Raw genomic sequence first — 25,956 nt, 5'->3', positions numbered from 1 at the left:
CGTTCCAGTGAACGGCTTCGCAGGGCGAGGCAATCGGGATTGGCGCATGGCTAGTGTGGAAACACGACGCGTCACCAAGCTTTTCGACGAGGTCCGCGCCGTCGACGGCATTGACCTCGTCGCCAGGGAAGGAGAATTCCTGGTTCTGCTCGGCCCATCGGGGTGCGGCAAGACGACGTTGATGCGCCTGATCGCCGGCCTCGAGCAGCCGACCTCAGGCGATATCCTGATTGACGGAATCATCGTAACCGGGCTGCCGCCCCGCGCACGAAACGTGGCCATGGTGTTTCAAAGCTACGCCCTCTATCCGCACCTCACGGTCGAAAGGAATATCTCTTTTCCGCTGCGCGCAGTCGGCATGCCAAGAGAGGCGATCCGCAAGAAGGTTGCCTGGGCAGCGCAGTTGTTCGGTATTCAAACGTTCCTTGATCGAAAGCCACGTCAATTGTCAGGCGGTGAGCGTCAGCGCGTCGCCCTTGCGCGCGCGGTGGTGCGTGAGCCGGTCGTTTTTCTTCTCGACGAGCCTCTGTCGAATCTCGACGCCAAGTTGCGCAATTCCGCGCGTGACGAACTGAAGCAATTTCAGCGCAGCCTTGGCACCACCACCATTTATGTCACCCATGATCAGGCCGAGGCCATGGGCCTGGGGGACCGCATCGCTGTTCTCAATCGAGGTCGTGTCCACCAGATCGGCACTCCGCACGAAATTTATGGCGCGCCGGCGGACATCTTCGCCGCCACGTTCATCGGATCACCGCCGATGAACCTGATCGAGGAGGGCAAGACTTTGCTCGGATTCCGGCCGGAAGCGTTCCTGCCGAAGGAGGTTGAGCCGGACGACGACAATGTCGCCTTTCAGTTCCGCATCACCCGCATCGAGTATCTCGGGGCCGACCGACTGGTCTACGGCGTGATCGACGGCCGCCCAGCCGAGGCGCACGTGATCTCCAAAATTCCGACGAACGTTCGCACCCATATCAACGCCGGCGAGGTCTACGATTTCGTTGTGCGGCGCCAGGATATCGCCCGCTTCGACCAGGAGAGCGGGCGGCGCATCGATGGAGGTGCGGCGTGACGTCAATCACTGCAGCAACGACTCGCAGGACTCCCGCGCAAGAACGCTTCCTGTCACGCCTTGCCGATAGCGATCGCTGGCTGTGGCGCGCTATGCTGGCGCCAGCGATCCTCTACATAATTCTGCTGGTCGGCTTTCCGTTCCTGCTCTCGATCTATTACAGCCTTTCCAGCGCGACGGTCGCCGGCCAGGAGGCGCATTTTGTCGGGCTGGAAAATTTCCGGCGGATCATCGATAGCCGCCCTTTCTGGCTTTCGCTGCAGAATACGATCATCATCACGATCGTCTCCCAGTTTCTCGTCATGGTGCTCGCCAACATTCTGGCGACAGCGCTTGCCATTGATTTCCGTGGCAAATGGCTGGTTCGTCTGTTGATTCTGCTGCCGTGGGTAGCGCCGATCTCGCTTGGCAGCATCGGTTGGCTATGGATCTTCGATTCGATCTACAGCATCATCAACTGGACGGCGCGCGCAGCCGGCTTGCTCGGACCGAACGAATGGCCAATCTGGCTCGGCGAACCAACCTTGGCAAAAGCGTCGATCATCGCCGTCAACGTCTGGCGCATACTTCCGCTGGCGACCGTGATCATCCTGGCCGGCCTGTCGTCGATCCCGCAAGACATCCACGACGCCGCAGAAGTGGATGGGGCCGGGTTCTGGCGCCATCATTTCCAGATCACAACGCCATTGATTCTGCCGATTACGCTGGTGGCGTTGTTGTTCGGCATCATCTTCACCTTCACCGACCTGATCGTCGTGTTCGTGCTAACGCGTGGCGGTCCTTACGACACCACGCAAGTCATCGCCAGTTGGGCCTATTTCACCGGCATTCAGGGAGGTGATCTTGCGGGAGGCGCGGCCATCTCGCTGTTCCTGTTCCCTGTTCTCGCGGGCGTCGCCATCCTGTTCCTGTGGTTCGCCCGGCGCACCGAGGTGACGTGAGATGACCCCTCGATCAGCCAGCGGACGTCGTATCGCCAAGCAGACCGGTCACGCCGCCATTCTGACTTTCTTTGTGACCTTCCTTGCATTCCCGTTCTACTGGATGCTGATCACCACGTTCAAAACCACCCAGGATCTGCACAACACCGAAAACAACCCTTATTTGTTCAACGACCCGCCGACGCTGCGACATCTTTCGGTGCTGTTCGAGGACACCCAATACCTGCAATGGCTATTGAATACCGGCTTCGTCGGAGTGGCCGTCGTGATCATCACGCTCGTGCTCGCAGTCCCGGCAGGCTACGCGCTCGCGCGCATGGCCAGCGCATGGGCGCAAACTCTGGGCGTCACGATATTCCTTACTTATCTAGTACCGCCGACGATCCTGTTCATCCCGTTCTCGCGCATCATCGCGATACTGGGATTGCAGGATTCGGTGTGGTCGCTCATCCTCGTCTATCCGAGCTTCACCGTGCCGTTCTGCACCTGGCTTCTGATGGGCTTCTTCAAGGCGATCCCGCGCGATCTCGAGGACGCAGCCATGATCGACGGGCTGAGCCGCTTCGGCGCATTCATCAAGGTGGTGATGCCGATATCGGCTGCCGGAATATTGACGGCGGTGATCTTTGCCTTCACGCTGGTGACGCAGGAATTCGTCTATGGGGTCACGTTTATCACCGCGTCGTCGAGCTATACGGTGAGCGTCGGCGTGCCGACCTTTCTCGTGCGAGGCGATGTCTATTTCTGGGGTTCGATGATGGCGGCCTGCCTGATTGCAAGCGTCCCAATCGCTATTATCTATAATTTCTTCGTCGCTCGCTTTGTGACGGGCTTTACCACGGGCGCGATCAAGTGATCGAGGAAAAACGAATGTATCCAAGCTCACTCACGCTAGGCGTGGGGAGGGCGGCGCGGTACTTTGCGTCTGAACTTGGGTGGGATCGTCTTGGGTCGATAAGACTTGGGTCGATAAGAAGGGCACAGCCGGGACGACGTGCCCCCCTCATGCACCGGTCCTCGCCGACCTATCTCTCATACCAACCGACGAGGATAGCTTCCGCGATGGCGTACTTGCGTGCCTCTCGCTCAACGTCACGGCAGCACGCATTGGCCTTAGCCGGAAGGTCGCCAGCCAAGCGTACTCCCTTAGTCGGGCAGACCGCGTCCCCGCTAGCTAGACGCTTCAGAAGCTCTCGCATACGCCGAATGGCAAGCAGGCGACGAAGCAGCGTTCAACCCGGGTTCTGCGGTGAAGCCTGCATTGGCAGGCGGCTTCGGTTTACTGCCGGTTGAGCGCATACTGCAGGCCTTATGGTCAGGCCATGAAGCAACACAGCGTGGCGGTAATCCTTCCTTGTCGTAATGAAGAGGCGGCCGTCGGCGCCACGGTAAGCGCATTTCGTGCAGCTTTGCCTGACGCTGTCATTTATGTCTTCGATAACAATTCGACGGATAGCACTGTGAATGTAGCTCGCGCTGCTGGCGCGATAGTTCGAACGGAACTGACGCCAGGAAAGGGCAACGTCGTCCGCCGGATGTTTGCCGACATTGATGCTGATGTCTATGTGATGGCCGACGGCGACGCTACCTATGACGCGTCGGTTGCCCCGACGATGATACGGAAGTTGATCGAATGCCAGCTGGACATGGTGGTTGGGGTGCGAAGTTCGATCGCTAATGCCGCGTACAGGTCAGGCCATCGCCTCGGCAATGCGATCCTCACTGGAATGTTGTCGCTTATCTTCGGTCACTCGTTCAGCGATGTCCTGTCGGGTTATCGCGTATTCTCGCGCCGGTTCGTAAAAAGCTTCCCAGCTCTCTCGGAAGGGTTTGAGGTAGAGACGGAGATCAGCATCCATGCTTTGGAGTTGCACATGCCGGTGGCCGAGGTCGTGACTGCTTACAAAGTACGGCCGGAAGGTTCGACGTCCAAGCTCTCCACGTTCCGCGACGGCTGGCGGATCCTATTAACCATCGTGACGCTGTTTCGAATTGAAGAGCCGATGCTGTTTTTCGGTATCATTGGCGCGTTGCTCGGATTGGTTTCGATCGTGATCGCGGTGCCTCTTGCCGTCACATATGCTCAGACCGGCTTAGTGCCGCGTTTGCCCACCGCGATCCTGTCGACAGGACTCATGATACTCGCCTTCCTTAGCTTATTCAGCGGAATGATTCTCGACACCGTCGTGCGTGGCCGCCGCGAGTTGCGGCGGCTTGCTTATTTGGCCCTGCGCCCCCCGGAATAAGAGATGTCTTCCAATTTTTCTCGAGCGGTGTCCCGTAAGGACGTTCTTCTATGCGAGTGCAAGCTCGCATTTTCTGCGCACGATAGCTCGCGAGTGCTGCGATTAGCTCCTCCGCAGGAACGCGATCGTCTCGATCAGTTCGACGGCGAAAAGGGACAGCATAAGGCCCACCATCGGCACTGCCGGAACCAGATATCGCGAGACGTCGAGGGTGTGGGCGCCGGCGGCGGTCACGATCGAGGCCACCCACATCACGATCACAATGCCTGCGCGCGTCAAGAACCGGGAGCGCCGACGCCACACAGCAGTCACTGTCCAAAATATGACAGCGATAACGAAGGCGATGGACAATGCCTCGAAGAGATGGGCGGAGACCCCTGGGAGATCGGACAATAGGCCGATCCGAACTGATCCGCCTTGCAGGTCGATCGGCTGAGCTGCGCGGCCGTGCCGCATCATGATGTCGGACACGAGCGGCACGTCATCGGTCGACACCGGTATGGCGGGGTCGAGTCCGTAGGGCGGCCATGCAACCGAGACCCCATAGGCCATCTGATGGACGAACTTGCCCGCGTAGGCCAGCGGCCGGTCGCGCACGGCGGCCAGGAAAATGCGCCGATAGGCTGCGGCCGCGCCCACAGCATTCCCGCCATCGTCGGCGACGTCTCGATCCAGTGCAGCGTCGAAGAGACACGCGTCACCAAAGAACCCGAGCACGGGCCAGCGATCCGGCTTCGCGGCGAAGTCGGCGGCAAGCCGATCCATCGTGGCGTCAGCGCGGTCGCCGGCCGCCGACGCGATCTCGCGTCGCGCTGCGTCGCTTGCAAGTACGATGTTCAGGTGATTGCAGAACAGTGTCTTGGGGACGAACACGGCCGAGGCTTGGTCCGAGTCGGAAGCCCCGAACCGGGAACCGGCAGCGAGGAGCGCCACCGCCGCCGCGACGGATAAGGCAATCACGCCGAGGCGCGCGAACGTGTCTGGCCGGGCGAGGCGGATGCCAACCAGGATGGCGACGATCGGGACAAGGACTCCCTGCGATCTGAAGCACGCCGCGAGCGCCGCGCACAGGACGGAGGCCGCGACCGCGTAGCACCGCGCCGTCTTGCCGACGCAGGTGGCAACGACCAATCCAGCCATGGCCAGATTGAGGAAGACCGCAAAGAGAAGATCTGCGGTGAGGACGTTCCTGAACAGCAGCAGGCCCGGATATGTCGCCACGAAGATGATCGGCACGAGCCCGCCGGCGTTGCATGTCGCCGCCTGGGCGGTTGCTGCAAGCGCCAGCATCAGGACGGCCCACGCCGCCTGCTGCAGCCACACCACGGTCCCGAGGTCGCCTCCGAACGCAAACGTCACCGCCAGGAACGCCGGGTAGCCCGGATCGCGCCCACCCGCCACGGTCGGCCTTCCGGCCTCGAGCGTGCGAAGCGCGGATTCCACGAAGGAGGGTGTGTCGCCCCAGATAACCGGGACCGCCGGCCCAAACGATACGGCGATCGCCGCCAGTAGCGCGGCCCACGCAAGCACGGCCCACGGGAACCCGACGCCGCCCAGAGAGGCGACTCCGCCTGCCGTACGCGCTGGAGCATCGCGGTCGGACCGCACGATCGCCGTCCACACGGGGGTTCGAATGCCGTCCCATCTTCATGCTAGACCAAAACGCTTTGCGGGACCATCGGAGAGCACAGTGTGCTCCCGTCAGCGGACGAGGCGCATTTTGACTTCGTATGACCCTATCCGGCCTATTTCTGCAAAGCGGACGTTGATGCAGGGGTTGCTCTTGGTTCGTTAGGGGCCCGATTGCTGACATCGGGTGCGGGCGTTATCGGTGGGCCAAGTATCCGCTCATCGTTGATGAGCACCGGGCCGTCGAGCGAGGCAAGCCATCGACCCATACACCACGATGACCTACAATCATTGCTGTTTCGCGATCGCCCCAGCGACCGCATCGTGGTCGCGCGCATGCAGGGGTCCATTGATGAACCAGCATGCCAGCAAAATGAGCGTCCGCCGTCCGTCGGCGCAGATGTGGGCGGCATCGAGTCCTGCTCAACCGCAATACTTATCCAATTTGATCGCTTTTACGTCGCCAGATATTCGGTGATGAGATTGCCGCGCGAGCAAAGGAGCGGCGCCGGCTGGTAAAATGCCTGCCGACAGCATGGTCACTGCCCGTTCCGCAACCAAGATTTCGGCATGTGCCGGCGGGTCTCAGCCGCACCGGCTGCTCTTTGAGTTGCTCGAGCTGCCTCTGTTTGGCTTGGGCTAGCTCAAATTGGCCCATGATGGATTGGAGCGAGAGTTCAATTCTTTCAGGCAGTTAGAAGGCCGCGTGTGCACGACGTGTGCACCGGGAAATCAAGAAAAATCTATCGACGGCAAGTCTGAACGGTCGGTTCGAGGCGCGACGCAGACGCGGGGCTCGACGCGATCGAACTGACGAAAGCAGAGAAGCTGATTTAGCTTGTCGGCATTCCGAACCGACCTTGGTAGGGGGCTGCTATTCAAGGCAAGGACGAGAACGCTGATGTCGGGGGTTCGAGTCGCTCCTCCGCTACCATTCCTGCGATTTTGTACGCCAGTCTACGATTTCGTACGGTAGCTCTCGATGCGTTGGTCGCGAAGTGCGCTATTCCATTCCCGGAAGTCAACGCGAACCTGACGGACTAACCGGTCAACCGACCACGCCGAGAACGCGCAACGAAGTGGATGAAACGACCGATAGCCGTGCTGCGCAGAATATTTGTGACTGAGTTGTTTGTCTCTCGCGCTGAACTAGGAGCGCTTTTCGAGCCGCGGCCGCGGCCCTTCGGTGATGCGGAACCGGGACAGCACGTCGGTGCGAATGGCGCCGCGGAGGATCTTGCCGATTCCGTTGCGCGGTAATTCGTCGAGGGCAATCAGCAGGCGCGGGCGCTTGTAGTCGGTCATGGTCGGCACCACGCGATTGATGCGCTCCTCCCAGCCTGGTGCGGGATTTTCGATCGCCGCCAGAATGACCTCGCCCCAATAATCTGATGGAATGCCGACGACCGCGACCTCCGATGGCTGCAGCGCTGGCGCGAGCAACCGCTCGACCTCTTCCGGCGCCACCTTATAGCCACCGGACTTGATGACGTCGGCGCTACGGCCGGTGAGGTGCAGCCGGCCTCGGACATCGATGTAGCCGAGATCGCCGGTTTCATGGAATTCATTCGGCGCGAGCGCGCTGAAACCCTCGGTGGTACGATACCCGGTCATCAGGTGTTGTGCACGGATCAGAACCTCGCCGTCGCCGCCCGCCGCGGCCAGCCGGCCGTCCTCGCCACGGATGACGATCTCAACACCAGGAGCGGGCCAGCCGACGCAGGCGTCCTCGCCTCCGGATGCATACCAGGACTCAGTTTCCTCGGCTTCAAGCACCGTGATCGGATTGAACACCTCGCTCTTGCCATATGTGACCCGCACCACGGGGCCGAACATCTCCCTGACGCGCGCATAGAGCGCGGGCTTCAGCACCGCCGTGCCGCAGAAGATCGTGCGCAGCGACGAGAAGTGGCGCGTGCCCGCAGCAGCCACGATCTTTGCCAGCACAGTTGGCGGCGCAAACATGGCATCGCATGCGCCGCGTGCGAGGATATCAAGCACGCGGGGCGGGTCGACGCCGTCGAGCAGTGTCACGGCTGCACCCGACGACAGATAGGCATGCGTCATCAACGAGGAGCCGTGAGAGAATGGCGTCATCAGCAGGACATTGCTGCCGGAATCCGGGCGGAACGGCAGGTTCGCCCGAAGCAATATGTTGGCCGTCCAGCGGCCGATCTGGCTGTGAACCGCACCTTTCGGGCGTCCGGTGGTACCAGAGGTGAAGACGATACGCGCCGGCGCGTCGCCGTCGACCTGCGGAAAGGCGGCCGGATCCAACGCGGTCTGTTCGACGCTTTCGACCTCGATGATATTCGGACGGCCGGCAGCCTTTTCGGTCGCGAAGGCCGCGCCGGTGATCAATAGGCGAACGTTGGCGACCGCGAGGCAGTAAGCGCGTTCGTCGCTGCCCAGCGCAGGGTTGATCGGGACTTCGACAGCGCCCGTCAGCATGACGCCGAAAGTGGCCGCAACGGCGTTGGCGCTGTTGCGGAACAATGTAGCCACGGCATCACCCGGGCCGATCCCGGCCTGCATCAGGGCATCCGCAATGCCGGCGGCTTTGGCGAACAACTCCGCATAGGACGTTGTGCCGGCTGCGTCGACGACGGCCGGCCTGTCGCCGTAGCGGAGCGCGAGCGCTGAGAATTCGCCGGCCCAATGGATCGATTTCGATGACATGCTCGAGATCTCCGTCGTGACGATCGGCGACGCTAACCCGCGCCATAGACCAGATTGGGCAGCCAAAGCGAAAGCTGCGGGACATAGGTGATGATCGCAAGGCACAGCAGCAGCAGGCCGAGGAACGGCAGAACGCCGCGCACCACGTCGGTCACCGGCGCCGTCGAAATCGTGGCCAGCACGTAGAGGTTCAGTCCGACCGGGGGATGAACCAGCGCGATCTCCATGTTGTGGGTGAAGACGATCGCGAAATGAACGGGATCGATTCCGAGCGGTTTCAGCGCAGGCGCAAGGATCGGCATCACCACCAGCAGCGTGGCGGCGACCTCGAGAAAGCATCCGAGCACGAGCAGCAGCACGTTGATCGCGAGCAGGAATTGCCAGGGATGAAGCTGGTTGTCGAGCGTGAACTTCACCAGCGATGCGGGGATGCCCGAATCCGTCATCCAGTGGCCGAACGCCAGAGCGGTCGCAACGATGATCATGATCGCTGCGGCGCTCTTGATCGCCTCGGCGATCACCTCCAAGGTCTGGCTGACCTGAAAGCCGCGGTAGAAGAACAGGCTGACGAGAAGCGCCACCGTGGCCGAAACCGCGGCGGCTTCGGTGACCGTCATCAGGCCGCCGTAGATTCCGACCATCACGATGAAAGGCACGCAAAGGGCGGGCAGGGCATTGAGGCTCATCCGCACCAGTTCGGCGCGTGGCACGGCTGGCTCGCGCGGCAGCTCGTATTTGTGCGAGTAGTAGAACACCCAGCCGAAGAACATCGCTGCCTGCAGCAGCCCGGGGATGATGCCGGCCAGGAACAGGCGCGGCACCGATTGCTCCGCGATTAGTCCGTAGAGGATCAGCGACAGGCTGGGTGGAATAACGATGCCGATGGTGCCTGAGGCGCCGACCACGCCAAGCGCAAAATGACGGGGATAGCCGCGTTCGATCATCGCCGGCACCAGAATGGTGCCCATGGCGAGCGCGGTCGCGACCGACGAGCCACAGATCGCGGCAAACAAGGTACAGGACACCACCGTCACCAGGCCGAGCGCGCCCCGCAACCGGCCGAACCAGGCAATGGCGACGTCGACCAGCGCCTTGGCGACGCCGCCGCGCCGCATGAAGGCGGCGGCCATCACGAACAGCGGCAAGGCCATCAGCGTGCTGGAGTTCATTTCATCGGCGATCTTCTGCGCGATCGCCACCAGAGGCTGGTCGCTGAAGCTGAACAGGACTGCCGCGCAGAGACCCAGCACCAGAAAGATCGGCATCCCCGCGCAGAGCAGCCCGAAGAACATCAGCAGGAAAAGCATCGTCCACATCGCGTCGGTCTCGTATTTGCTGGACCTGAAGGGTCCCGGTGCAGGACCACGACGGTCAATTTGACGATGGCAGTTCGGTCATTAAGACGGCTGACGTCGCCGATCGCTCAGTGATCGTGAACGGCGATGACCATGGTGGCGGGATCGAAGCGGAAGACGAGCGAATAAAGCTTGATGGCATAGCGCAACAGCATCAGCACGGCGCCGGTCAGGATGGCCGAGTAGTAGATCCACATCGGGAATTCGAGGCCCGTGATGCTGCGCTCGTCGAGGCTGCGGGCGACGTCGGCAACCTGGAAGCCGCAATAGGCAAGGCCGCCACAAAACAAGATCGCGACACAGCAGTTGAATGCCTCGACCCATCTTTGCCCCTGCGGCGGCAACAGCCGCAGGACGACGTCGGGCCTGACATGACCATCGGTCCGGACCAGCTGGCTCGACGCCAGGAACACCGCCCAGACGGTCAGATAGACCACCACCTCCTCGCCATAGATGAAAACGAGGTTCTTGTTCACGTAACGGCCGATAACCTGAACGGTCCCGACTGTCAGCGCGGCGGCGCCGAGAACTCCGATCAACAGGAGTTCAAGCTTATTCCAAATCCTCATCATGGAGCGCAGTCAATGGCTGGCGGTCGTTACGTCCGCCTGCACCTGCTGCAGCAGGGCGGGCGATATCCGCAACTCCTTCGCGATGCCGTCCTGCAGGGGCAGCATCCTGGAGCGGACCCCGGCCAGTGCGCTCTCGGACGGTGACACGAAGACGATGCCGTTCTTTTCCAGAGTGTGGCGTGCCTCGGTCTGCGCTTCTTCCATGCTCTTGCGGTAGGCCTGGATGTTCTCCTGCCAGAGATCGATGACCAGCTTCTGGAGATCCGGCGGCAGCTTCTTGTAGAAGCTCTCGCTGATCATCGGCACGTAGAATCCGACGAATTCGCGATCCGCAAATCCATATTTCACACCGGATTCCCAGAGCTTTGCACTGGCAAGGCTTTCATCGGTCGAGCTCAGCCCGTCGAACGTGCCTTGCGAGAGCGCCAGCGGAACGTCCGGCCAGGCTGTCACGTTCGGTGTTGCATTGAAGAACTTGGCCCGCGCCGATTGTCCGGCACCGCCGGAGTTGCGGATCTTCATGCCGGCCTGATCGGCAAAGTCGCGGATCGGCTTGTTCGTGCTGTAGGTGTTTTGATATCCGAGCTGCAGCCAGGGACCGAGCAACCTGACATCGAGTTTGCTCTCGAATTGCTTGTTGATGATCTCGCCGATCTTGCCGTCGGCAGCAGCATAGACGACCGGATATGGCTGCCCGAAAAATGCCGGCAGCTGGAAGACGTCGGCATCGGGTACGAAGGCGGTCAACACCCAGGTGCCGGGGATCGCCATCTCGACCGCGCCCTGACGCAGCGCCTTCACCACGTCGCGGTCGCGAAACAACTGGCCGCTGTGGAAGAGTTCGGTTGTGATCCGGCCGCCGGATTTTTCCTGCAGCTTCTTCAGGTAGTCGGCGGCAGACAATGTCCGTCCGTGTGTCGCCGACGTGTCCACCGAAGCCCGCAGTTTGAACTGAGGTTCGGCTGCTAGCGCCCCCTGGCTGCACTGAATCGCAAGCACGGCAAGCACAGCCGTCACGGCGCCTCGCATCATCGAGTTTCTCCCTTGGCCGTCGTCTTCTGTCCGCGACGGGCCACGGAAGCTAACGGGCAGGCCGGGTTGATTCAAGTGGAACGTTTCATCAAGCTGGTGCGCAAGTAGATGGGCGTCGTCTCGACCTCTGGCGGGTTATTCGATCTAACGTGTAAATATCTATTATTGTTGATATTTATTGCTTATCGGAAATAGTGGCTCATCTTGAGCATAGCTGATCTGCCCAATTTTCAATGAAACGTTTCATTGACAAGGCGGCCTTCGCGCGCCTAGCGTCCCGGCGCCGAGCGATACGCGCGGCCCCGGAGCGAACGCTTCGGGTTTCCACGCAACAAGTGGACGGCGCATGAGCCGCAACAAATTACGGGGGGAGTGATGAGCACTACGCGGAGAGATCTGCTGTTGTCTGGCATCGCCGTCGGCGCTGCGCTTGCCAGTTCGAATGTTTCGGTGATGGCGGCGGGACAGGAATTGACGCTCGGCGTCGTCGGCGTCCTGTCGGGTCCCGCCGCGCAATGGGGGCTCGCGCTGCGCGGTGCGGTCGAGCTCGTCGCCGCAGAGGCCAACCGGGACGGTCTGATCAAGGTCGATGGGGCGCCGTGCAAGGTCAACGTTGTCGCCATCGACAGCAAGTATACGGCTGAAGGCGCCGCCGCTGCGGCCAATACGCTGGCAGGGCAGGGGGTTAAATTCATCATCGGCCCGATCGGCTCGCCTGAGCTCACCGGCGTAAAGCCGATCGCCAAGCGCAATTCGATGCTGGTGATGGGCAACGGTTACGCCAAGGATGCGCTATCGCCGCAGTTGCCGCTGGTCTTTCACATGGGACCGGGGCCTTCGGGCTGGGCTGAACCGATCATCAAGATCGCCAAGCAGAAGTTCGGCATGAAGAGCGTGGTGCTGGTCGCGCCGAACGACCAAGGCGGCACGGATATCGCGAGCGTCGACGCCGACGCATACAAGAGAACCGGCATCACTGCTTCCGAGGAATACTATCAGCGTGGCACCACGAATTTCGCGCCGATTGTTACCCGGATCATGAATGCGAAGCCCGACGCCGTCGATCTCGCTTCGTCGCCCCCTGGCGACGCCGGCATCATCGTGAAGCAATTGCGTCAGGCTGGCTTTGAGGGACCAATCGGACGTCTGGGCGGTCCGGGATACAGCGAAATTTCCCGCGTCGCCGGTGGCGATGAGGTGCTGAAGGACTTCTATTGGTACGAACCGGTTCTCATTGACGAGAGAGTGCAATTGATCGCCGACGAGTACAAGAAACTGCTCGCTGCCGAGCGGCCGGAAAACAATCTGTTCTTTCAGTGGGTCTCCGCCGCCCGCATGGTAACCAAGGCCATCGCCAAGGCCGGTACCATCTCGGACACGGCCAAGGTTGCTGAAGCCCTGCGATCTTTGCCAGTCGAGGATCCCAATATCGGTCCCGGTCACTGGATCGGGCAGGATTTCTTCGGCATCAACCAGGAACTGTCGTTCCCGTTTGGCGTCGGACTCGTGGAAAAAGGCAAGCTGCAACCGACCATCAGGGTTGAAGCGACTGGCGGCAAGTAGCGGGTACTCCGTGCAAGGTTTTGTCGCCACCAGCCTCATCGGCATCAGCCTGGGTGCGCAGTACGCGCTGCTCGCCCTCGGCTTCACCCTGATCTTCGGCATTCTCGGAGTCGTCAATTTCGCGCATGGCGGCTTCTACGTTCTCGGAGGATATCTCGCCTATTCCGCGGTGACCTATCTCGGCATGCCTTACGTGCTGGCGGTGATCTGCGCGGTGCTAGGTACCACGGTGCTCGGATTCCTGTTCGAGCGCTTCGTTCTGGATCACGTGATCGACGATCATCTGGCGACGCTGATGCTGACGCTCGGCCTCTATTTGATGATGTCGAGCGGCATATTGGTGGTGTTCGGGCCGCAATCTCCGGCCTTCGCCTTTCCATTGACCGGTGTGATTCATGGCCATGGATTCTTTGTGCCGATTGAGAATCTCGTGGTGCTGGGCGTCTGCATCATCGGGATCGTGTCGATCTACGGCCTGATCTATTACACCGATTTCGGCCGCGCGCTGCGTGCGCTGGCCGATGACCGCGCGGTTGCGACGGCGCAGGGACTGCGTCCCGCGATTCTGTTCCCGGCCGCCTTCGCCCTGGCGACGGGGCTCGCCGGCCTCACCGGCGCGCTGGTAACACCGATCCTGTCGCTCGCGCCGCATATCGGTGATCCCGTGCTGGCGACGTCCTTCCTGATCGTCATCCTCGGCGGTCTCGGCAGCGTCGGTGGTGCGACGGTCGCGGCCTTCATCGTCGGCATGGCGGAGGCGTTCTCAGCGGTCTATCTCGGCGGCTCGAAGGGCGCGCTCGCGCTGTTCGTGCTCGTCCTGGTCATGCTGGTGGTCAAGCCATCCGGCCTGTTCGGTCACCGGGTTCGGGGAGCTTGAGCACATGACAGCCCACTCCCTCTCCAAGCGCGGCGACCTGGCCGAGGCGGCAAGCGTCGTGGTCATCGCGGCCGCTTTCGCAGTCCCCTGGCTCAGCCAGAACCCGATGGTCTATTCGCTGGCCAACCAGATGCTGATCGCGATTACGGCTGCCTTCAGCGTCTACATCATGCTGAGCATGAATCTGATGACCTTCGCCGTGCCGACCTTCATGGCGATCGGCGGTTACACCGTCGCGATTCTTGGGCTTCGTCACGGCGTGACCGACGTGCTGCTGCTGGGGCTTGCCAGCTTCGTGGTGCCGGCGCTGTTTGCGCTGCCGCTCGGTGCATTGGTGCTCCGCCTGACCGGCGTCTATTTCGTGCTGGTCACGTTTGTCCTCACCGAGATCACGCAACTGTTGTTGTTCGAAACGCCGGGATTGACCGGTGGGTCCAATGGATTGGTCGGCATGGCGGCCGTGACGCTGTTCGGGCTGGAACTCGCCGACAACCGCGCGGTGCTTCAGGTCACGATCGGCCTGGCGCTCGCCGGCGCCATCGTCACGGCTGCGGTGACCCGCACGCTTCGCCAGCACTTCGCGGCGATCGAAGAGAACGAACTGCTTGCCCAAAGTCTCGGCCTCGTCGTTTGGCACTACAAGGCGTTCGGCTTCGCCATCGCGGCGGGTGTATCCGGGCTCGCTGGTTTCGCCCTCGTCAACATGCTGCTCACCGCCCATCCGACCTCATTCAGCGCGCTATCATCGGTCAACTACATTGCCTATGCAATCATCGGCGGGAAGAGCAGCATGCTTGGCCCGGTTGTCGGTGGCGCCCTGCTGATCTGGGCGGGAGACGTCTTCGCATTGCGCGGGGAGTATTCCCAGTTCCTGTTCGGCTTCCTGATCGTGGTGGTGGTGCTGGTCGCGCGCGAGGGCATCGTCGGGACGATCCATCGCCTCGGTGTCCGCGTGTTTTCCCCGCCGCCGCCGTCGCGGTCTTCCACCGTCGCCTCGTCGCCGACGCTGAGCGTGCCCAATGCGATGGAGCCGCTGCAATGACGGCTGAACGCACCGGACGTACCGACGGCGGCGCGCTGCTCGAAGTCGCTGGCATCTCCAAGCGATTCGGCGGGCTGCATGTCTTCGACAACGTCAGCTTCGCCATCCCGCCAGGCGACATCCTTGGCGTCATCGGGCCAAACGGCGCCGGCAAGACCACGCTCATCAACGTCATTTGCGGCATGCTGCCGCCGACCACCGGCCGGGTGCGGCTCGACGGCAAGGACATGACGGGCAAGCCGCTCCATGCCGTCAGTCGCATGGGAATTATCCGCAGCTTCCAACAAACCAACACCTTCCGTACGGCATCGGTGCGCGAGAACATTTCTCGGGCCCTTCGCTTCAGCGGCAGCGGGCCCGGATGGGAGAGTGTCGCGCCGCTGATCGACGAGTTCGAGCTTGAAGCGCAGCTCGATGAGCAGAGCGACAAGCTGCCGTACGGGCTCCAGAAGATGCTGGGCCTCATTCTGGCCTGCGCCGCTCGGCCGAAAGTCCTACTGCTCGACGAGCCGGCGGCCGGTCTCGAGCGGCGGGAGCGCCTACGGGTCGATGCTTTCGTGCGCCACGTAAGGACAGAGCTCGGTTGCGGGGTCCTGATCGTCGAGCATGACATGGATCTCGTGCGCCGCCTCTGTCCAAGAATACTGGTGCTCGATTCTGGTCATGTCCTGGCCGAGGGCGCTCCGGCCGAAGTCCTGGCACGGAAGGATGTCATCGACGCCTATCTCGGGACAGTGGACGAGGAGGCGGCATAATGCTGGCGGTGGAAGATCTGGAAGTCCGCTATGGCGGCATCACGGCGATCCGCGGTGTCTCGATCGACGTCGCCGAGGGTGAGACGGTCCTGCTGATCGGCGCCAATGGTGCCGGCAAGTCGAGCCTGATCAACGCCGTCATCGGTCTGGTCAAGGCCTCGCATGGCAGCGTGCGCTTCGCGGGCCATGATCTCAGCGCCGTATCCTGCGATGGCCGCGCGCGGGCCGGAATGGGTTATTCGCCCGAAGGCCGCCGCGTATTCGCGACCATGTCGGTCGCTGACAATGTCCTGAGCGGCGCCTGCTGGCACGGCGGGGCGGCCCAGCGCGAAGCTTGGGCCTGGCTCTGCGGCATCTTTCCGATCCTGAGGGAGCGCGCCAGCCAGCCGGCCGGACAATTGTCGGGGGGACAACAGCAGATCGTCGCCCTGGCGCGCGCCATGAGCTCGTTTCCCAAGCTGCTGCTGCTAGATGAGCCCTTTCTCGGGCTTGCGCCGGTGTGGATCGCGCAGATCAGCGAGGCGATCCGCCATATGCAACAGCGCGGCACGACCATTCTCATGACCGAGCAGATGGCGCGTCCGGCGCTCAAGCTTGCCACACGCGGCTACGTGATGCGCGGTGGCGAGGTCAGGCGGAGCGGCACTGTTGCCGAAATTCGCGACGTTGCGCTTGCCGAGGAGTACTTGTGATGTCCGCTGCGTTGAACGCCACCGCGCTGCTCGGTACCTTCGCCGCAACGACATCGGCGAGTGAACTGTCCCCGGACGTTGCCGCGAAGGCGGCCATTTGCCTGCTCGACTCGCTGGGGCTCGCGCTGGCGGCGCGACACGAGCCGACGGCCGCGGCCGCGCGCTCGATGGCTGCGGAGGCGCTGCCTGGACCGCGCACCGCGCGCATCTGGGCGAGCGGCAAACATGCCGCGCTGTCCGAGGCGGTTCTCGCCAACGGCATTGCCGTTCACGCCCATTTTCAGGACGACACCGACCACGATTCATGGACGCATCCGGGATCCCTGATTGCGCCGGTCGCGGTGTCGCTTGGCGAAACGCTGGATGCGCCGCTGCGCACCGTATTGACCGCTCTCACGGTCGGCTATTCCGCGCTCAAATGGCTTGGTGCGGGTGAAGTTGTTGCCCGCGGCCTGATCGGCAGGGGCGTGCGGACCAGCCCGACCTTCGGCACGATCGGTGCCGCGGCGGCGGCCGCAGCCGCACTTGGGCTCGATCCACCGAGGTCCACCAGCGCGGTTGCAATCGCGGCCTGCGCGACCGGCGGTACGCTGGAGCCGGTGCGCTGCGGCTCCGACGAATGGCGCGTACAGAACGGGCGCGCCGCCCAGGGTGGGCTGGTGGCCGCGGAGCTTGCGGCGCGCGGCGTCCAGGGGGCGCCCGATGCACTAGAAGGACCGAAGGGGTTGTTGCGCTCGCTTGCCGGCCTCGATCGCACGCCAGAACAATGGCAGCGAGGCCCCGATGTCACGACGATGATCGGCATCATGGCAAAGCCGTTCGCAACCCTGGGCGACAACATGTCCGCGGTGCTGGCGGCGCATGTGCTCCACCGCGACGGCATCGATCTGTCGCAGGTGAAGCGGATCACCGTGACGATCTGGGAGCCCTATACGCAATATCCGGGAACGTCCTTCAAAGGACCGTTCACGCGGACGGTGCAGACCCAGGCCAGCACCGCCTTCGCGGTCGCCGCCATGCTGCGCTACGGCCGCCTTGACTACGACATGGGCGTCGAGCACCGCCAGGACCGGGAGATCATGGCACTCGTCGGAAAGACGATTGTCGAGCCGGACACGATCGGTACGCATCTCGACGCGACCGTCGAGCTGGAGATGGAAAATGGTACGCGTCATCGCCGGACCGCGCGAGAGGCGCCGAAGGTTCTGGTGTTCCAGGACGAAGCCCGCGCCACCGAGGTTTTTGAGAGCCGTCTGGCCGGCACCGGACTTCCGGCCGGCGAAGGCACCAGCCTTGCGGCCGAGGTCTTCGCCTCGGCGCGCAGCGGCGGATCGATGCCTGTGCGCAGGCTGCTCGATCGCCTGACCCGATCTCAAGGGGATACGACCAAATGAAACTTGGACTTGAAGGCAAGACTGCGATCGTTACCGGCGGCAGCAAGGGCATCGGTCTCGAGACCGTGCGCCTGCTGGCGGAGGAAGGTGTCAAGGTGCTGGTCTGCGCGCGCCGCGAAGACGCGCTGGCCGAATGTCGCGCTGACGTCGGGCGGACTACCGGCGTCAAGGTCGAAACGCTTTCGCTGGACGTGACCGATTTGAAACAGATCGAGCGGCTGCCGGCGGCCGCCCGCGACCGCCTCGGCCGCATCGACATCCTGGTCAACAATGCCGGTACCGGCACCTACAAGCCGTTCCTCGAAGTCACCGACGAGGAGCTGCAATACGGCATGGCGATCAATTTCTTCGCTCAGTTCCGTATCTGTCAGCGCATCATCCCGATCATGATCGAGCAGAACGGCGGCAGCATCGTCAACGTGTCGGGCGAAACCGGGATCATGGTGACAATGCCGCCGTTCCTGTCGTCATGCACCGGTCCGGCCAAGTCGGCCGAGATCCGCTTCTCCAAAATTCTCGCCAATGAATTCGGGCCGCACAACATTCGCGTCAACTGCGTCGTTCCCGGTTTCGTCAATACTCCGGAACGTTTTGCAAAATGGGAGCGCGAGCTCGCCAAGCGCAATCTGAGCGAGGACGAGGCGGAAGCCGAACGCAAGCGCTGGTCGGAAAACAATTCGATGCGCAATACGCGCTGGGGCAGGCCGCAGGAGCTCGCCAATCTGATCGTCTTTGCGCTGTCTGATCGTGCGAGCTTCGTCAATGGCGCGGTGCTGGTAGCCGACAATGCGCAGGACAAGTCGTGAAGGCGGCGTCGCTCGATATGATGAATCGATTGATGACAACAGGAACGGCGGCGGCCCTTCGGCAGCCGGGAGGATTTGATGGACGTTGACAAGCCGCTCGCTGGTATCACCGTGGTTGAACTCGGACACAGCGTGGCCGCCCCCTATGCCGGGCTCATTCTGGCCGATCTCGGTGCGCGCGTAATCAAGGTCGAGAATCCCAAGAGTGGCGATTATGCACGGGGCTGGGGGCCGCCGTTCTGGAACGGAACGGCAAGTGTGTTCCATAGCCTGAATCGCGGCAAGGAGGGCATCACCGTCGATTTCGGCGCAGCGGGGGATTGCGAGAGGCTGAAGTCGCTGATCCTGAACGAGGCCGATGCCGTCATCCAGAATCTGCGGCCCGGCATTCTGGACAAGTTTGGTCTCACTGCGGATGCGCTCAGCGCCGCGAAGCCATCGCTGATCTGGTGCGACATCGGCGCGTTCGGCGCCAAGGGACCGCTCGCCAGCAAGCCCGGCTACGATCCGCTTGCCCAGGCCAGCACCGGCATCATGAGCGTCACTGGCGAGGGCGGCCGGCCGCCGGTGCGTGTCGGCGTCTCGCTGGTCGACATGGGCTCCGGCATGTGGGCGGTGATCGGCATGCTCGCCGCACTTGTCGCGCGCAACAGGGGTGGTCACGGGACCAACGTTGCGACCTCGCTCTACGAGACCGGGCTCGCCTGGATGACGGTGCCGCTCGCCGGCTACGCAGCATCGGGCGAGGTGCGCAAGCCGTATGGCTCGGGCACCGCGGAAATTGCGCCCTATCAGGCATTTGAGGCATCTGACGGCTGGCTGATGATTGCCGCCGGAAATGACAATCTGTTCCGCAAGCTGTGCGCGGCGTTGGGTCTTGAGGCACTTGCGAACGACCCTGATTTCGCGAGCAACGCGGCACGGGTCGTCAACCGCGAACGCCTGATCCCGCAGATCGCAGCCGCGGTGCGCAAGTATACGGCCGACGCGCTTGGCGGCATTCTCGACGGAGCCGGGGTTCCCAATGCACCGCTGCTGACCACCGATCAGGTTGCACGGCATCCGCAAACCCGCGCCCTCGACATGATGGTGCGATGTACAGACGACGATATCGATCTTGTTGGCGTGCCGCTCGCGTTCGACGGCGCACGTCCACGCGCACGCACCGCTGCGCCGGCGCTCGGCCAGCACAACGCCATCCTTCGAACACCCGCAAGCAGGGGGACCACCAATGCGAACTGAATTCCAGACCATCAAGGTCGAACGGCGTGACGGCGATATCCTGCTGGTGACGTTGCACCGGCCGGAAGCGTCCAATGCCATGAACACCCAGATGGGCCTCGATTTGGTGGAACTGTTCGAGGGCTTCTCGACCGACATCGAGGGCCTGCGCGCGGTGATCCTGACCGGACATGGCGACAAGGCGTTTTGCGCGGGCGGCGATCTGAAGCAGCGCAACGGCATGACGGATGAGGCCTGGCAGGCACAGCATCTGGTCTTCGAGCGCATGCTGCGCGCCCTGCTGGGCTGTCCGATTCCCGTGATCGGCGCGATCAATGGCGCGGCCTATGGCGGCGGCTGCGAGATCGCGGCTGCGCTCGACTTCGTCTACGCCTCGACCAATGCGCGCTTCGCGCTGACCGAAGTGACGCTCGGCATCATGCCAGGCGGCGGCGGCACGCAAAATCTGCCGCGCGCCGTCGGCGAGCGCCGCGCCAAGGAATTGATCCTGTCCGGCAAGCCGTTCTCGGCTGCCGAGGCCGAGCAGTGGGGACTGGTCAATCGGGTGCTGCCGCCAGGGGAATTGCTGGAGGCGACCTTCGCCATCGCCCATCGCATCGCCGCCAACGGCCCGATCTCGGTGCGCCAAGCCAAGCAGGCGATCCATCGCGGCTTGCAGATGTCGCTCGCCGATGGCCTCGCCTTCGAGATCGAGGCTTACAACCGCCTGGTCCCGACGGCGGACCGGCGTGAAGGCGTGCTGGCATTCAACGAGCGCCGCAAACCCAACTTTCAAGGCAAGTAGGAGGAGGCGCGAAATGCGTGAGAAAGCTCGTGTTCGCGAGGTAGGACCCCGGGACGGCATTCAGATGGTCAAGACCATCTTGCCGAGCGCGCGCAAGTTGGCCTGGTGCCGTGGCACGGTGGAGGCCGGAATCCGCGAGGTCGAGGTGACTTCATTCGTGCCGGCCAAGGTGATCCCGCAATTTGCCGATGCGGACGAGGTGGCCCGGGGCGCGCTCGCGATGCCTGGCTTGCGGCCGTCGGTCCTGGTTCCGAATCTGAAGGGGGCCGAGCGTGCCTTCGCGCTCGGTGTGCCAATCGTCAACTACGTGCTGTCGGCAAGCGAGGAGCACAATCAAGCCAATGTTCGCCGCAGCACCGAGGAGTCGCTGCAGGACTTCGCACGCATCGCCGCGGCGCGCGATGAGCGCCCCGGCGCGCGGATCGAGCTCGGTGCGGGAATAGCGACCGCGTTCGGCTGCACCATCTCGGGCGCAGTATCGGAAGCGCGGGTGGTCGACATCGCCGTGCGGCTCGCCGGGATGGGCGCCGACGAGATTATTGTTGCCGATACGGTCGGCTATGGTGACCCCGGGCAGGTTCGCCGCCTGATGGGCGCGGTGATCGCAGCCGTTCGTCCGCTGCCGGTCGCCTGCCATTTCCATGACACGCGCGGTCTCGGCCTTGCCAACGTGACGGCGGCACTGGAGGCGGGTGTACGCGCGTTCGACGCCTCGCTTGCCGGGCTCGGCGGCTGTCCGTTCGCACCCGGCGCTACCGGCAACATCGACACCGAGGATACCGTCTTCCTGCTCGAGCAACTCGGTTTCGATACCGGCGCCGATGTCGAGCGGCTGGTTGCCTTGCGACGGGAGGTCGAGAGCTGGCTGCCCGGCGAGCGGTTCTCCGGCGCGATCGCCCGTGCCGGCCTGCCCAAAACGTTCCGCGTGTCGGCCAGCGCCGCCGCCTGAAAGGAGTTGACATGAACTATCACGACGCCGCCCAAACCGCCGACATTGAGGTCACCGTCGCGTTGGGCGAGGATTTCTCCGACCTGCGCAACACGGTGCGGCAGATCTGCAAGGGCTTTCCGGGTGAATACTGGCGCAAGCTCGACGACCAAAGCGCCTATCCGACCGAATTCGTCGCGGCGTTGACGGAAGCGGGATTCCTCGGCGCGCTCATTCCGGAGGAGTATGGCGGTTCGGGTCTGCCGCTGCGTGCGGCCGCGGTGATCCTCGAAGAGATCAATGCGAACGGCTGCAGCGCCAGCCCCGCGCATGCCCAGATGTACATCATGGGTACGTTGCTCCGTCACGGCAACGAAACCCAGAAGCGGACCTACCTGCCGGAGATCGCGGCGGGTCGGCTGCGGCTGCAGGCCTTTGGCGTGACCGAGCCCAATACCGGCTCCGATACCACCCAGCTCAAGACCCGCGCCGAGCGTCAGGGGGACGTCTATATCGTCAACGGACAAAAGGTCTGGACGTCGCGGGCGCTGCACTCCGATCTGATGCTGCTGCTGGCGCGCACCAGTCCGGTCGATCAGGTGAAGCGCCGTACCGACGGGCTTTCGGTGTTCCTCGTCGACTTGCGCGAGGCCAAGGGCAATGGCGTCGAAATCCGCCCGATCAAGGCGATGGTCAATCACAACACGACCGAAGTGTTCATCGAGAACCTGAAAGTGCCGGCCGCCAATCTCATCGGTGAGGAGGGCAAGGGCTTTCGCTACATCCTCGACGGCATGAACGCCGAGCGGATCCTGGTCGCCTCTGAATGTGTGGGGGACGGGCGCTGGCTTCTCGGCAAGGGTGTCGCCTATGCCAATGAGCGGCGTGTCTTCGGCCGCTCGATCGGCCAGAATCAGGGCATCCAGTTTCCGCTGGCACGCGCCTATGCCGAACTCGAAGCCGCCGACATGATGTGTCGCCGCGCAGCGGCGCTATTCCAGGCTGGGCAGCCCTGCGGAGCAGACGCCAACATTGCCAAGCTGCTGGCGTCGGAGGCCACCTGGAAGGCCGCCGACACGACATTCCAGACCCATGGCGGCTTCGCCTTTGCGCAGGAATACGACGTCGAGCGCAAATGGCGTGAGGTCCGCCTTTACCAGACCGCCCCGATCTCGACCAACATGGTGCTGGCCTATGTGGCGCAGCACGTGCTCGGTCTTCCGCGTTCCTACTGAGGAGAGACCCATGCTGGATATCACGCGTCAGACGGCGAATTTCGTCGCAGGCCTCAAGCTGTCCGATCTGTCCGGCCGCTGCCGCGAAGCGGCGCGGACCGGCATCATCGATTGCGTCGGCGTCATGATCGCCGGCGCCGCCGAGCAGCCAGTGCGGATCGTGTCGGCGATGGTGGCCGCGTCCACCCAGAACGACGGCGCACCCGAGGTTCCGTCGGGTCGCAATCTCGCGGCGCCGGATGCCGCGCTCGTCAACGGTGTCGCGGCGCATGTGCTCGACTATGACGACGTGGCGCTTGCCGGACACCCGAGCACCGTGCTGGTGCCTGCCATCCTGGCCGAAGGCTGGTCGCTCGACTCCAGCGGCGCCGACGCGCTCGCCGCCTATGCCGCAGGGTACGAGGTATGGGCGCAGGTCATCGCGCTGGAGCCTGGTCACCTCCATGAGCGCGGCTTTCATCCGACAGCCGTGATGGGCGCGCTTGCGACCGCGGCCGCCTGTGCGCGGCTGCGCAAGCTCGACTCCACGAAGACCGCGCACGCCATCGCGATCGCCGCCTCGCTCGCATCGGGACTGGTCGCCAATTTCGGCACCATGACCAAATCGCTGCATGCTGGCCGCACCGCCCAATCCGGCGTACTCGCCGCGCGTCTGGCCGATCAGGGCTTTACCGCATCGCTCGACGTGCTCGAGCATCAAACCGGCTTCCTGCGTGCCCATTCGCCCTCAGGCACGCCGGAGATCGAAAACGGCACGATCGATATCGGCCGCAACTGGCGGCTTGCCGATCTCGGCATCAATGTGAAGCGCTATCCGACCTGCTATGCCACCCATCGCTCGATCGACGCGATGATTGGCCTCGTGAACACGCACAAGCTCAGACCCGATGACGTGAAGGAGATCCGGGTCCATACCGGCGTCACCCAAAGGCTGATGCTGCGCAACACCAATCCGCAGACCGGTCTCGAGGCCAAGTTCAGCATGGAATTCGCGATGACCGCCGCGCTGATCGCCGGTCGTGTCGGGCTGTCCGAGCTCACGGACGAGTTCGTCTCGCGGCCCGAAGTCGGCGCTACCTTCGCCAAGGTCCGCTGCACGACAACCGATGAAATCATGCCGGGCGACCAGCCGTTCGCGCCGGCCGACCGCGTCAGCGTCGTGTTGGTTTCGGGCGAGGTGCTCGAGCACGCGCCGGTGGTTCATGCCAAGGGCAGCTGGCAGCGTCCGCTTTCGCGCGACGAGTTGCAGGATAAGTTCCTGGACTGCGCGACGCGGGTATTCAAGCGTGGTCAGGCCGCAGCGCTGTTCGAGCAGCTCTGGAATATCGAGAACCTCGGGTCGATCCGTTCGCTGCGCCTGACCAACGACCGGGCCGACGCATGAGCGCAGCAATGCCTGGGAAGGGATCGACGCCGCGCATCTGGCACCAGTCGGTCAACGAGCTCGATCATCTTGATGTCTACAAGCGAGCACTCGAGGCTCATGCCGCGGAAATCCTCGGCGATGACGCCGAGGTCGTCGTCCACGGCCTTCCGTCCGGATCGTATGGCGGCGCGTCGGCGACGGCGGTGCTGGGCAATGCGTTTGCCTATCACCGCATTCTCAGTCGGGTGATCGACAATGCGATCACGGCCGAGCGACAGGGCTATGATGCTTTCGTCATCGGTTCGTTCAGCGAACCGTTCTTGCGCGAGATCCGTTCTGCGGTCGATATCCCCGTTGCCTCGCTGACCGAGAGCGGCCTCCTGGTCGGCTGCTCACTCGGCAGCTATGTGGCATTGATCTCCAATGCGCCGGCGGTGCAGTGGATGACCAAGGTGGCGGTCGACAAGCACAAGCTCGCCGCCCGTGTGCTGGAGGTCGCAGCGATGGATCCGCCGCTCGACGAGCCGCAGCTGGCGCGTGCTTACGCCGACCCGGCTCCGGTCATCGCAAATTTCACGGCCACGGCCGAGCGCCTGGTGGCGCGAGGCGCTGATGTCGTCATTCCGGCGGAAGGCGTGCTGGCGGAACTCCTGGTTCGTCATGGCGTCCACCGCATCGCTGGCGCTCCCGTGATGGACGTGTTTGCCGTCACCTGGGCCTACGCGCTGATGCAGATCAGGCTCTGGTCGAAGGCACAACTTGGCGTGGGCCGGAGCTGGCACCACAGGCGCGACGATGCAGCGATCGTTGCAAGATTTTGGCAGGAGGACGCGCAATGAGCACTTCACCCTCAACGCAAGTCGCAGGCGTCTATCACCGCAGGCTTGGCGACGCGCTCGTCACCGGCCTCAGCGACGGTTACGTCGACATGGGATACACGATCTTTCGCAATATCCCCGAGGAGGAAACCAAGGCCATCCTGGCGCGTGATCACCGCACCTCGCCGCCACGCATCTCGGTCAACGCCTTTGCCGTGCGCATGGACAATCGGACCTACCTGATCGACTGCGGATCAGCGGATCTGATGGGGCCGACCTGCGGCCGCCTGCCGGCAAATCTCGCTGCCGCCGGCATCGATCCGGCCTCGGTCGACGCGGTGCTGCTGACCCATGTCCACCCCGACCATTCCAACGGGCTGACCGATGCCGCGACCGGAACGCGCCTGTTTCCCAACGCGGAAGTCATCGTCCATGAGAACGAGATCAATCACTGGTTCAACGACGAGGCGATGGCCAAGGCGGCCGAGCGGCCCCGGCGCCGCTATTTCGAGGCCGGCCGCACCCAGCTGAAGCCCTATATGGCTGCCGATCGCGTCAAGACCTTCCGGAAGGGCGATGTGCTGCCGGGCGTCACGGCCATCCCGATTCACGGTCATACCCCCGGCCACGCCGCCTATGTCGTATCGCGCGGAGGCGAATCAATGGTGGTTTGGGGTGACACGGTCCATGTGCCGGAGATCCAGGTTGCGCGTCCGGAAGTGACGATGGAATTCGACACCGACCCCGCGGCCGCCGCGGCCGCTCGTCAGATGATGTTCGACATGGTGGTCACTGACGACATGCTGGTCGGCGGCATGCATCTGCATTTCCCGGGGTTCGGACATATGCGGCGCGAGGCAGGCCGATACAGCCTGGTGGCGGAGCAGTGGGCGTTCGAAGTATGAGCCGCAATATCGTCGAAGCC

23 protein-coding genes are annotated in these 25,956 nt (G+C 63.0%); 18 read left to right on the top strand and 5 right to left on the bottom strand.

The window, feature by feature from the left end; genetic code table 11:
- Positions 1–46 precede the first annotated feature (46 nt).
- The 4 genes from ACFFWD_RS42945 (at position 47) to ACFFWD_RS42930 (ending at position 4,262) form a co-directional block, all read left to right on the top strand.
- A complete protein-coding gene (locus ACFFWD_RS42945) occupies positions 47–1,075 on the top strand; it encodes an ABC transporter ATP-binding protein (protein ID WP_376975483.1) in 1,029 nt (342 codons plus the stop codon).
- Complete coding sequence (locus ACFFWD_RS42940) at positions 1,072–2,016, top strand: carbohydrate ABC transporter permease (protein WP_376975482.1); 945 nt, start codon at positions 1,072–1,074, stop codon at positions 2,014–2,016. Before ACFFWD_RS42945 ends, ACFFWD_RS42940 begins: the two co-directional genes overlap by 4 nt.
- 1 nt (position 2,017) lies before the next feature.
- Complete coding sequence (locus ACFFWD_RS42935; RefSeq protein ID WP_376975481.1) at positions 2,018–2,872, top strand: carbohydrate ABC transporter permease; 855 nt, start codon at positions 2,018–2,020, stop codon at positions 2,870–2,872.
- Between the two features lie 466 nt (positions 2,873–3,338).
- Positions 3,339–4,262 carry a glycosyltransferase family 2 protein gene (locus ACFFWD_RS42930; RefSeq protein WP_376975480.1) on the top strand — a complete coding sequence of 308 codons (924 nt, stop codon included), beginning with the start codon at positions 3,339–3,341 and terminating at the stop codon, positions 4,260–4,262.
- 102 nt (positions 4,263–4,364) lie between these two features.
- On the opposite strand, the gene ACFFWD_RS42925 is transcribed toward ACFFWD_RS42930, so the two are convergent.
- The 5 genes from ACFFWD_RS42925 to dctP form a co-directional block, all read right to left on the bottom strand.
- A complete protein-coding gene (locus ACFFWD_RS42925) occupies positions 4,365–5,885 on the bottom strand; it encodes a hypothetical protein (protein WP_376975479.1) in 1,521 nt (506 codons plus the stop codon).
- A 1,155-nt stretch (positions 5,886–7,040) separates the two neighbouring features.
- Positions 7,041–8,570 (bottom strand): class I adenylate-forming enzyme family protein, encoded by a 1,530-nt coding sequence (locus ACFFWD_RS42920; RefSeq protein WP_376975478.1) that lies wholly within the window; start codon positions 8,568–8,570, stop codon positions 7,041–7,043.
- A 32-nt stretch (positions 8,571–8,602) separates the two neighbouring features.
- Positions 8,603–9,886: a TRAP transporter large permease gene (locus ACFFWD_RS42915; RefSeq protein WP_376975477.1), complete on the bottom strand. Its 1,284-nt coding sequence runs from the start codon at positions 9,884–9,886 to the stop codon at positions 8,603–8,605.
- A 107-nt stretch (positions 9,887–9,993) separates the two neighbouring features.
- Positions 9,994–10,497 carry a TRAP transporter small permease gene (locus tag ACFFWD_RS42910; protein ID WP_376975476.1) on the bottom strand — a complete coding sequence of 168 codons (504 nt, stop codon included), beginning with the start codon at positions 10,495–10,497 and terminating at the stop codon, positions 9,994–9,996.
- 9 nt (positions 10,498–10,506) lie between these two features.
- The gene (dctP, locus tag ACFFWD_RS42905; RefSeq protein ID WP_376975475.1) at positions 10,507–11,529 is read right to left on the bottom strand and encodes a TRAP transporter substrate-binding protein DctP; all 1,023 of its coding nucleotides are present in this window, start codon (positions 11,527–11,529) and stop codon (positions 10,507–10,509) included.
- A 402-nt stretch (positions 11,530–11,931) separates the two neighbouring features.
- On the opposite strand from dctP, the gene ACFFWD_RS42900 reads away from it, so the two are divergent.
- From ACFFWD_RS42900 to ACFFWD_RS42835, 14 genes are all read left to right on the top strand, one after another.
- Positions 11,932–13,092, top strand: a complete 1,161-nt coding sequence (locus ACFFWD_RS42900) for an ABC transporter substrate-binding protein (RefSeq protein ID WP_376975474.1) — start codon at positions 11,932–11,934, stop codon at positions 13,090–13,092.
- Between the two features lie 10 nt (positions 13,093–13,102).
- Positions 13,103–13,969: a branched-chain amino acid ABC transporter permease gene (locus ACFFWD_RS42895; RefSeq protein WP_376975473.1), complete on the top strand. Its 867-nt coding sequence runs from the start codon at positions 13,103–13,105 to the stop codon at positions 13,967–13,969.
- A 4-nt stretch (positions 13,970–13,973) separates the two neighbouring features.
- Positions 13,974–15,011, top strand: coding sequence for a branched-chain amino acid ABC transporter permease (locus ACFFWD_RS42890; protein WP_376975471.1), 1,038 nt, complete (start codon positions 13,974–13,976; stop codon positions 15,009–15,011).
- Positions 15,008–15,766, top strand: a complete 759-nt coding sequence (locus ACFFWD_RS42885; protein WP_376975470.1) for an ABC transporter ATP-binding protein — start codon at positions 15,008–15,010, stop codon at positions 15,764–15,766. Before ACFFWD_RS42890 ends, ACFFWD_RS42885 begins: the two co-directional genes overlap by 4 nt.
- On the top strand, positions 15,766–16,458 hold the full coding sequence (locus tag ACFFWD_RS42880; RefSeq protein ID WP_376975469.1) for an ABC transporter ATP-binding protein: 693 nt from the start codon (positions 15,766–15,768) through the stop codon (positions 16,456–16,458). Before ACFFWD_RS42885 ends, ACFFWD_RS42880 begins: the two co-directional genes overlap by 1 nt.
- Positions 16,458–17,852: an MmgE/PrpD family protein gene (locus tag ACFFWD_RS42875; protein WP_376975468.1), complete on the top strand. Its 1,395-nt coding sequence runs from the start codon at positions 16,458–16,460 to the stop codon at positions 17,850–17,852. Before ACFFWD_RS42880 ends, ACFFWD_RS42875 begins: the two co-directional genes overlap by 1 nt.
- On the top strand, positions 17,849–18,658 hold the full coding sequence (locus tag ACFFWD_RS42870) for an SDR family NAD(P)-dependent oxidoreductase (protein ID WP_376975467.1): 810 nt from the start codon (positions 17,849–17,851) through the stop codon (positions 18,656–18,658). The genes ACFFWD_RS42875 and ACFFWD_RS42870 overlap by 4 nt, the downstream gene beginning before the upstream one ends.
- Positions 18,659–18,736: 78 nt before the next feature.
- On the top strand, positions 18,737–19,900 hold the full coding sequence (locus ACFFWD_RS42865) for a CaiB/BaiF CoA transferase family protein (protein ID WP_376975466.1): 1,164 nt from the start codon (positions 18,737–18,739) through the stop codon (positions 19,898–19,900).
- Positions 19,890–20,684, top strand: coding sequence for an enoyl-CoA hydratase/isomerase family protein (locus tag ACFFWD_RS42860; protein ID WP_376975465.1), 795 nt, complete (start codon positions 19,890–19,892; stop codon positions 20,682–20,684). The genes ACFFWD_RS42865 and ACFFWD_RS42860 overlap by 11 nt, the downstream gene beginning before the upstream one ends.
- Positions 20,685–20,697: 13 nt before the next feature.
- On the top strand, positions 20,698–21,633 hold the full coding sequence (locus tag ACFFWD_RS42855) for a hydroxymethylglutaryl-CoA lyase (RefSeq protein ID WP_376975464.1): 936 nt from the start codon (positions 20,698–20,700) through the stop codon (positions 21,631–21,633).
- A gap of 11 nt (positions 21,634–21,644) precedes the next feature.
- Entirely contained in the window at positions 21,645–22,847 is a 1,203-nt protein-coding gene (locus ACFFWD_RS42850; RefSeq protein WP_376975463.1) for an acyl-CoA dehydrogenase family protein, read from the top strand.
- Between the two features lie 10 nt (positions 22,848–22,857).
- Positions 22,858–24,231: an MmgE/PrpD family protein gene (locus ACFFWD_RS42845; protein ID WP_376975462.1), complete on the top strand. Its 1,374-nt coding sequence runs from the start codon at positions 22,858–22,860 to the stop codon at positions 24,229–24,231.
- A gap of 8 nt (positions 24,232–24,239) precedes the next feature.
- Positions 24,240–25,052 carry an aspartate/glutamate racemase family protein gene (locus ACFFWD_RS42840; protein WP_376975461.1) on the top strand — a complete coding sequence of 271 codons (813 nt, stop codon included), beginning with the start codon at positions 24,240–24,242 and terminating at the stop codon, positions 25,050–25,052.
- The gene (locus ACFFWD_RS42835; RefSeq protein ID WP_376975460.1) at positions 25,049–25,936 is read left to right on the top strand and encodes an MBL fold metallo-hydrolase; all 888 of its coding nucleotides are present in this window, start codon (positions 25,049–25,051) and stop codon (positions 25,934–25,936) included. Before ACFFWD_RS42840 ends, ACFFWD_RS42835 begins: the two co-directional genes overlap by 4 nt.
- Positions 25,937–25,956: the final 20 nt, after the last annotated feature.

It is taken from the genome of Bradyrhizobium erythrophlei (assembly GCF_042430365.1).
GTDB classification, from domain to species: domain Bacteria; phylum Pseudomonadota; class Alphaproteobacteria; order Rhizobiales; family Xanthobacteraceae; genus Bradyrhizobium; species Bradyrhizobium erythrophlei.
Note: the sequence above shows the minus strand (reverse complement) of the source record. Positions and strands in the feature narration are given on the sequence as shown.

Excerpts from the sequence above, each read along its gene's own strand:
- ACFFWD_RS42920 (WP_376975478.1), bottom strand. The coding sequence starts at position 8,570 with ATGTCATCGAAATCGATCCATTGGGCCGGCGAATTCTCAGCGCTCGCG.
- ACFFWD_RS42855 (WP_376975464.1), top strand. The coding sequence starts at position 20,698 with ATGCGTGAGAAAGCTCGTGTTCGCGAGGTAGGACCCCGGGACGGCATT.
- ACFFWD_RS42865 (WP_376975466.1), top strand. The coding sequence starts at position 18,737 with ATGGACGTTGACAAGCCGCTCGCTGGTATCACCGTGGTTGAACTCGGA.
- ACFFWD_RS42910 (WP_376975476.1), bottom strand. The coding sequence starts at position 10,497 with ATGATGAGGATTTGGAATAAGCTTGAACTCCTGTTGATCGGAGTTCTC.
- ACFFWD_RS42915 (WP_376975477.1), bottom strand. The coding sequence starts at position 9,886 with ATGTGGACGATGCTTTTCCTGCTGATGTTCTTCGGGCTGCTCTGCGCG.
- ACFFWD_RS42840 (WP_376975461.1), top strand. The coding sequence starts at position 24,240 with ATGCCTGGGAAGGGATCGACGCCGCGCATCTGGCACCAGTCGGTCAAC.
- ACFFWD_RS42845 (WP_376975462.1), top strand. The coding sequence starts at position 22,858 with ATGCTGGATATCACGCGTCAGACGGCGAATTTCGTCGCAGGCCTCAAG.
- ACFFWD_RS42870 (WP_376975467.1), top strand. The coding sequence starts at position 17,849 with ATGAAACTTGGACTTGAAGGCAAGACTGCGATCGTTACCGGCGGCAGC.
- ACFFWD_RS42880 (WP_376975469.1), top strand. The coding sequence starts at position 15,766 with ATGCTGGCGGTGGAAGATCTGGAAGTCCGCTATGGCGGCATCACGGCG.
- ACFFWD_RS42885 (WP_376975470.1), top strand. The coding sequence starts at position 15,008 with ATGACGGCTGAACGCACCGGACGTACCGACGGCGGCGCGCTGCTCGAA.
- ACFFWD_RS42835 (WP_376975460.1), top strand. The coding sequence starts at position 25,049 with ATGAGCACTTCACCCTCAACGCAAGTCGCAGGCGTCTATCACCGCAGG.
- ACFFWD_RS42930 (WP_376975480.1), top strand. The coding sequence starts at position 3,339 with ATGAAGCAACACAGCGTGGCGGTAATCCTTCCTTGTCGTAATGAAGAG.
- dctP (WP_376975475.1), bottom strand. The coding sequence starts at position 11,529 with ATGATGCGAGGCGCCGTGACGGCTGTGCTTGCCGTGCTTGCGATTCAG.
- ACFFWD_RS42850 (WP_376975463.1), top strand. The coding sequence starts at position 21,645 with ATGAACTATCACGACGCCGCCCAAACCGCCGACATTGAGGTCACCGTC.
- ACFFWD_RS42945 (WP_376975483.1), top strand. The coding sequence starts at position 47 with ATGGCTAGTGTGGAAACACGACGCGTCACCAAGCTTTTCGACGAGGTC.
- ACFFWD_RS42875 (WP_376975468.1), top strand. The coding sequence starts at position 16,458 with ATGTCCGCTGCGTTGAACGCCACCGCGCTGCTCGGTACCTTCGCCGCA.
- ACFFWD_RS42935 (WP_376975481.1), top strand. The coding sequence starts at position 2,018 with ATGACCCCTCGATCAGCCAGCGGACGTCGTATCGCCAAGCAGACCGGT.
- ACFFWD_RS42890 (WP_376975471.1), top strand. The coding sequence starts at position 13,974 with ATGACAGCCCACTCCCTCTCCAAGCGCGGCGACCTGGCCGAGGCGGCA.
- ACFFWD_RS42860 (WP_376975465.1), top strand. The coding sequence starts at position 19,890 with ATGCGAACTGAATTCCAGACCATCAAGGTCGAACGGCGTGACGGCGAT.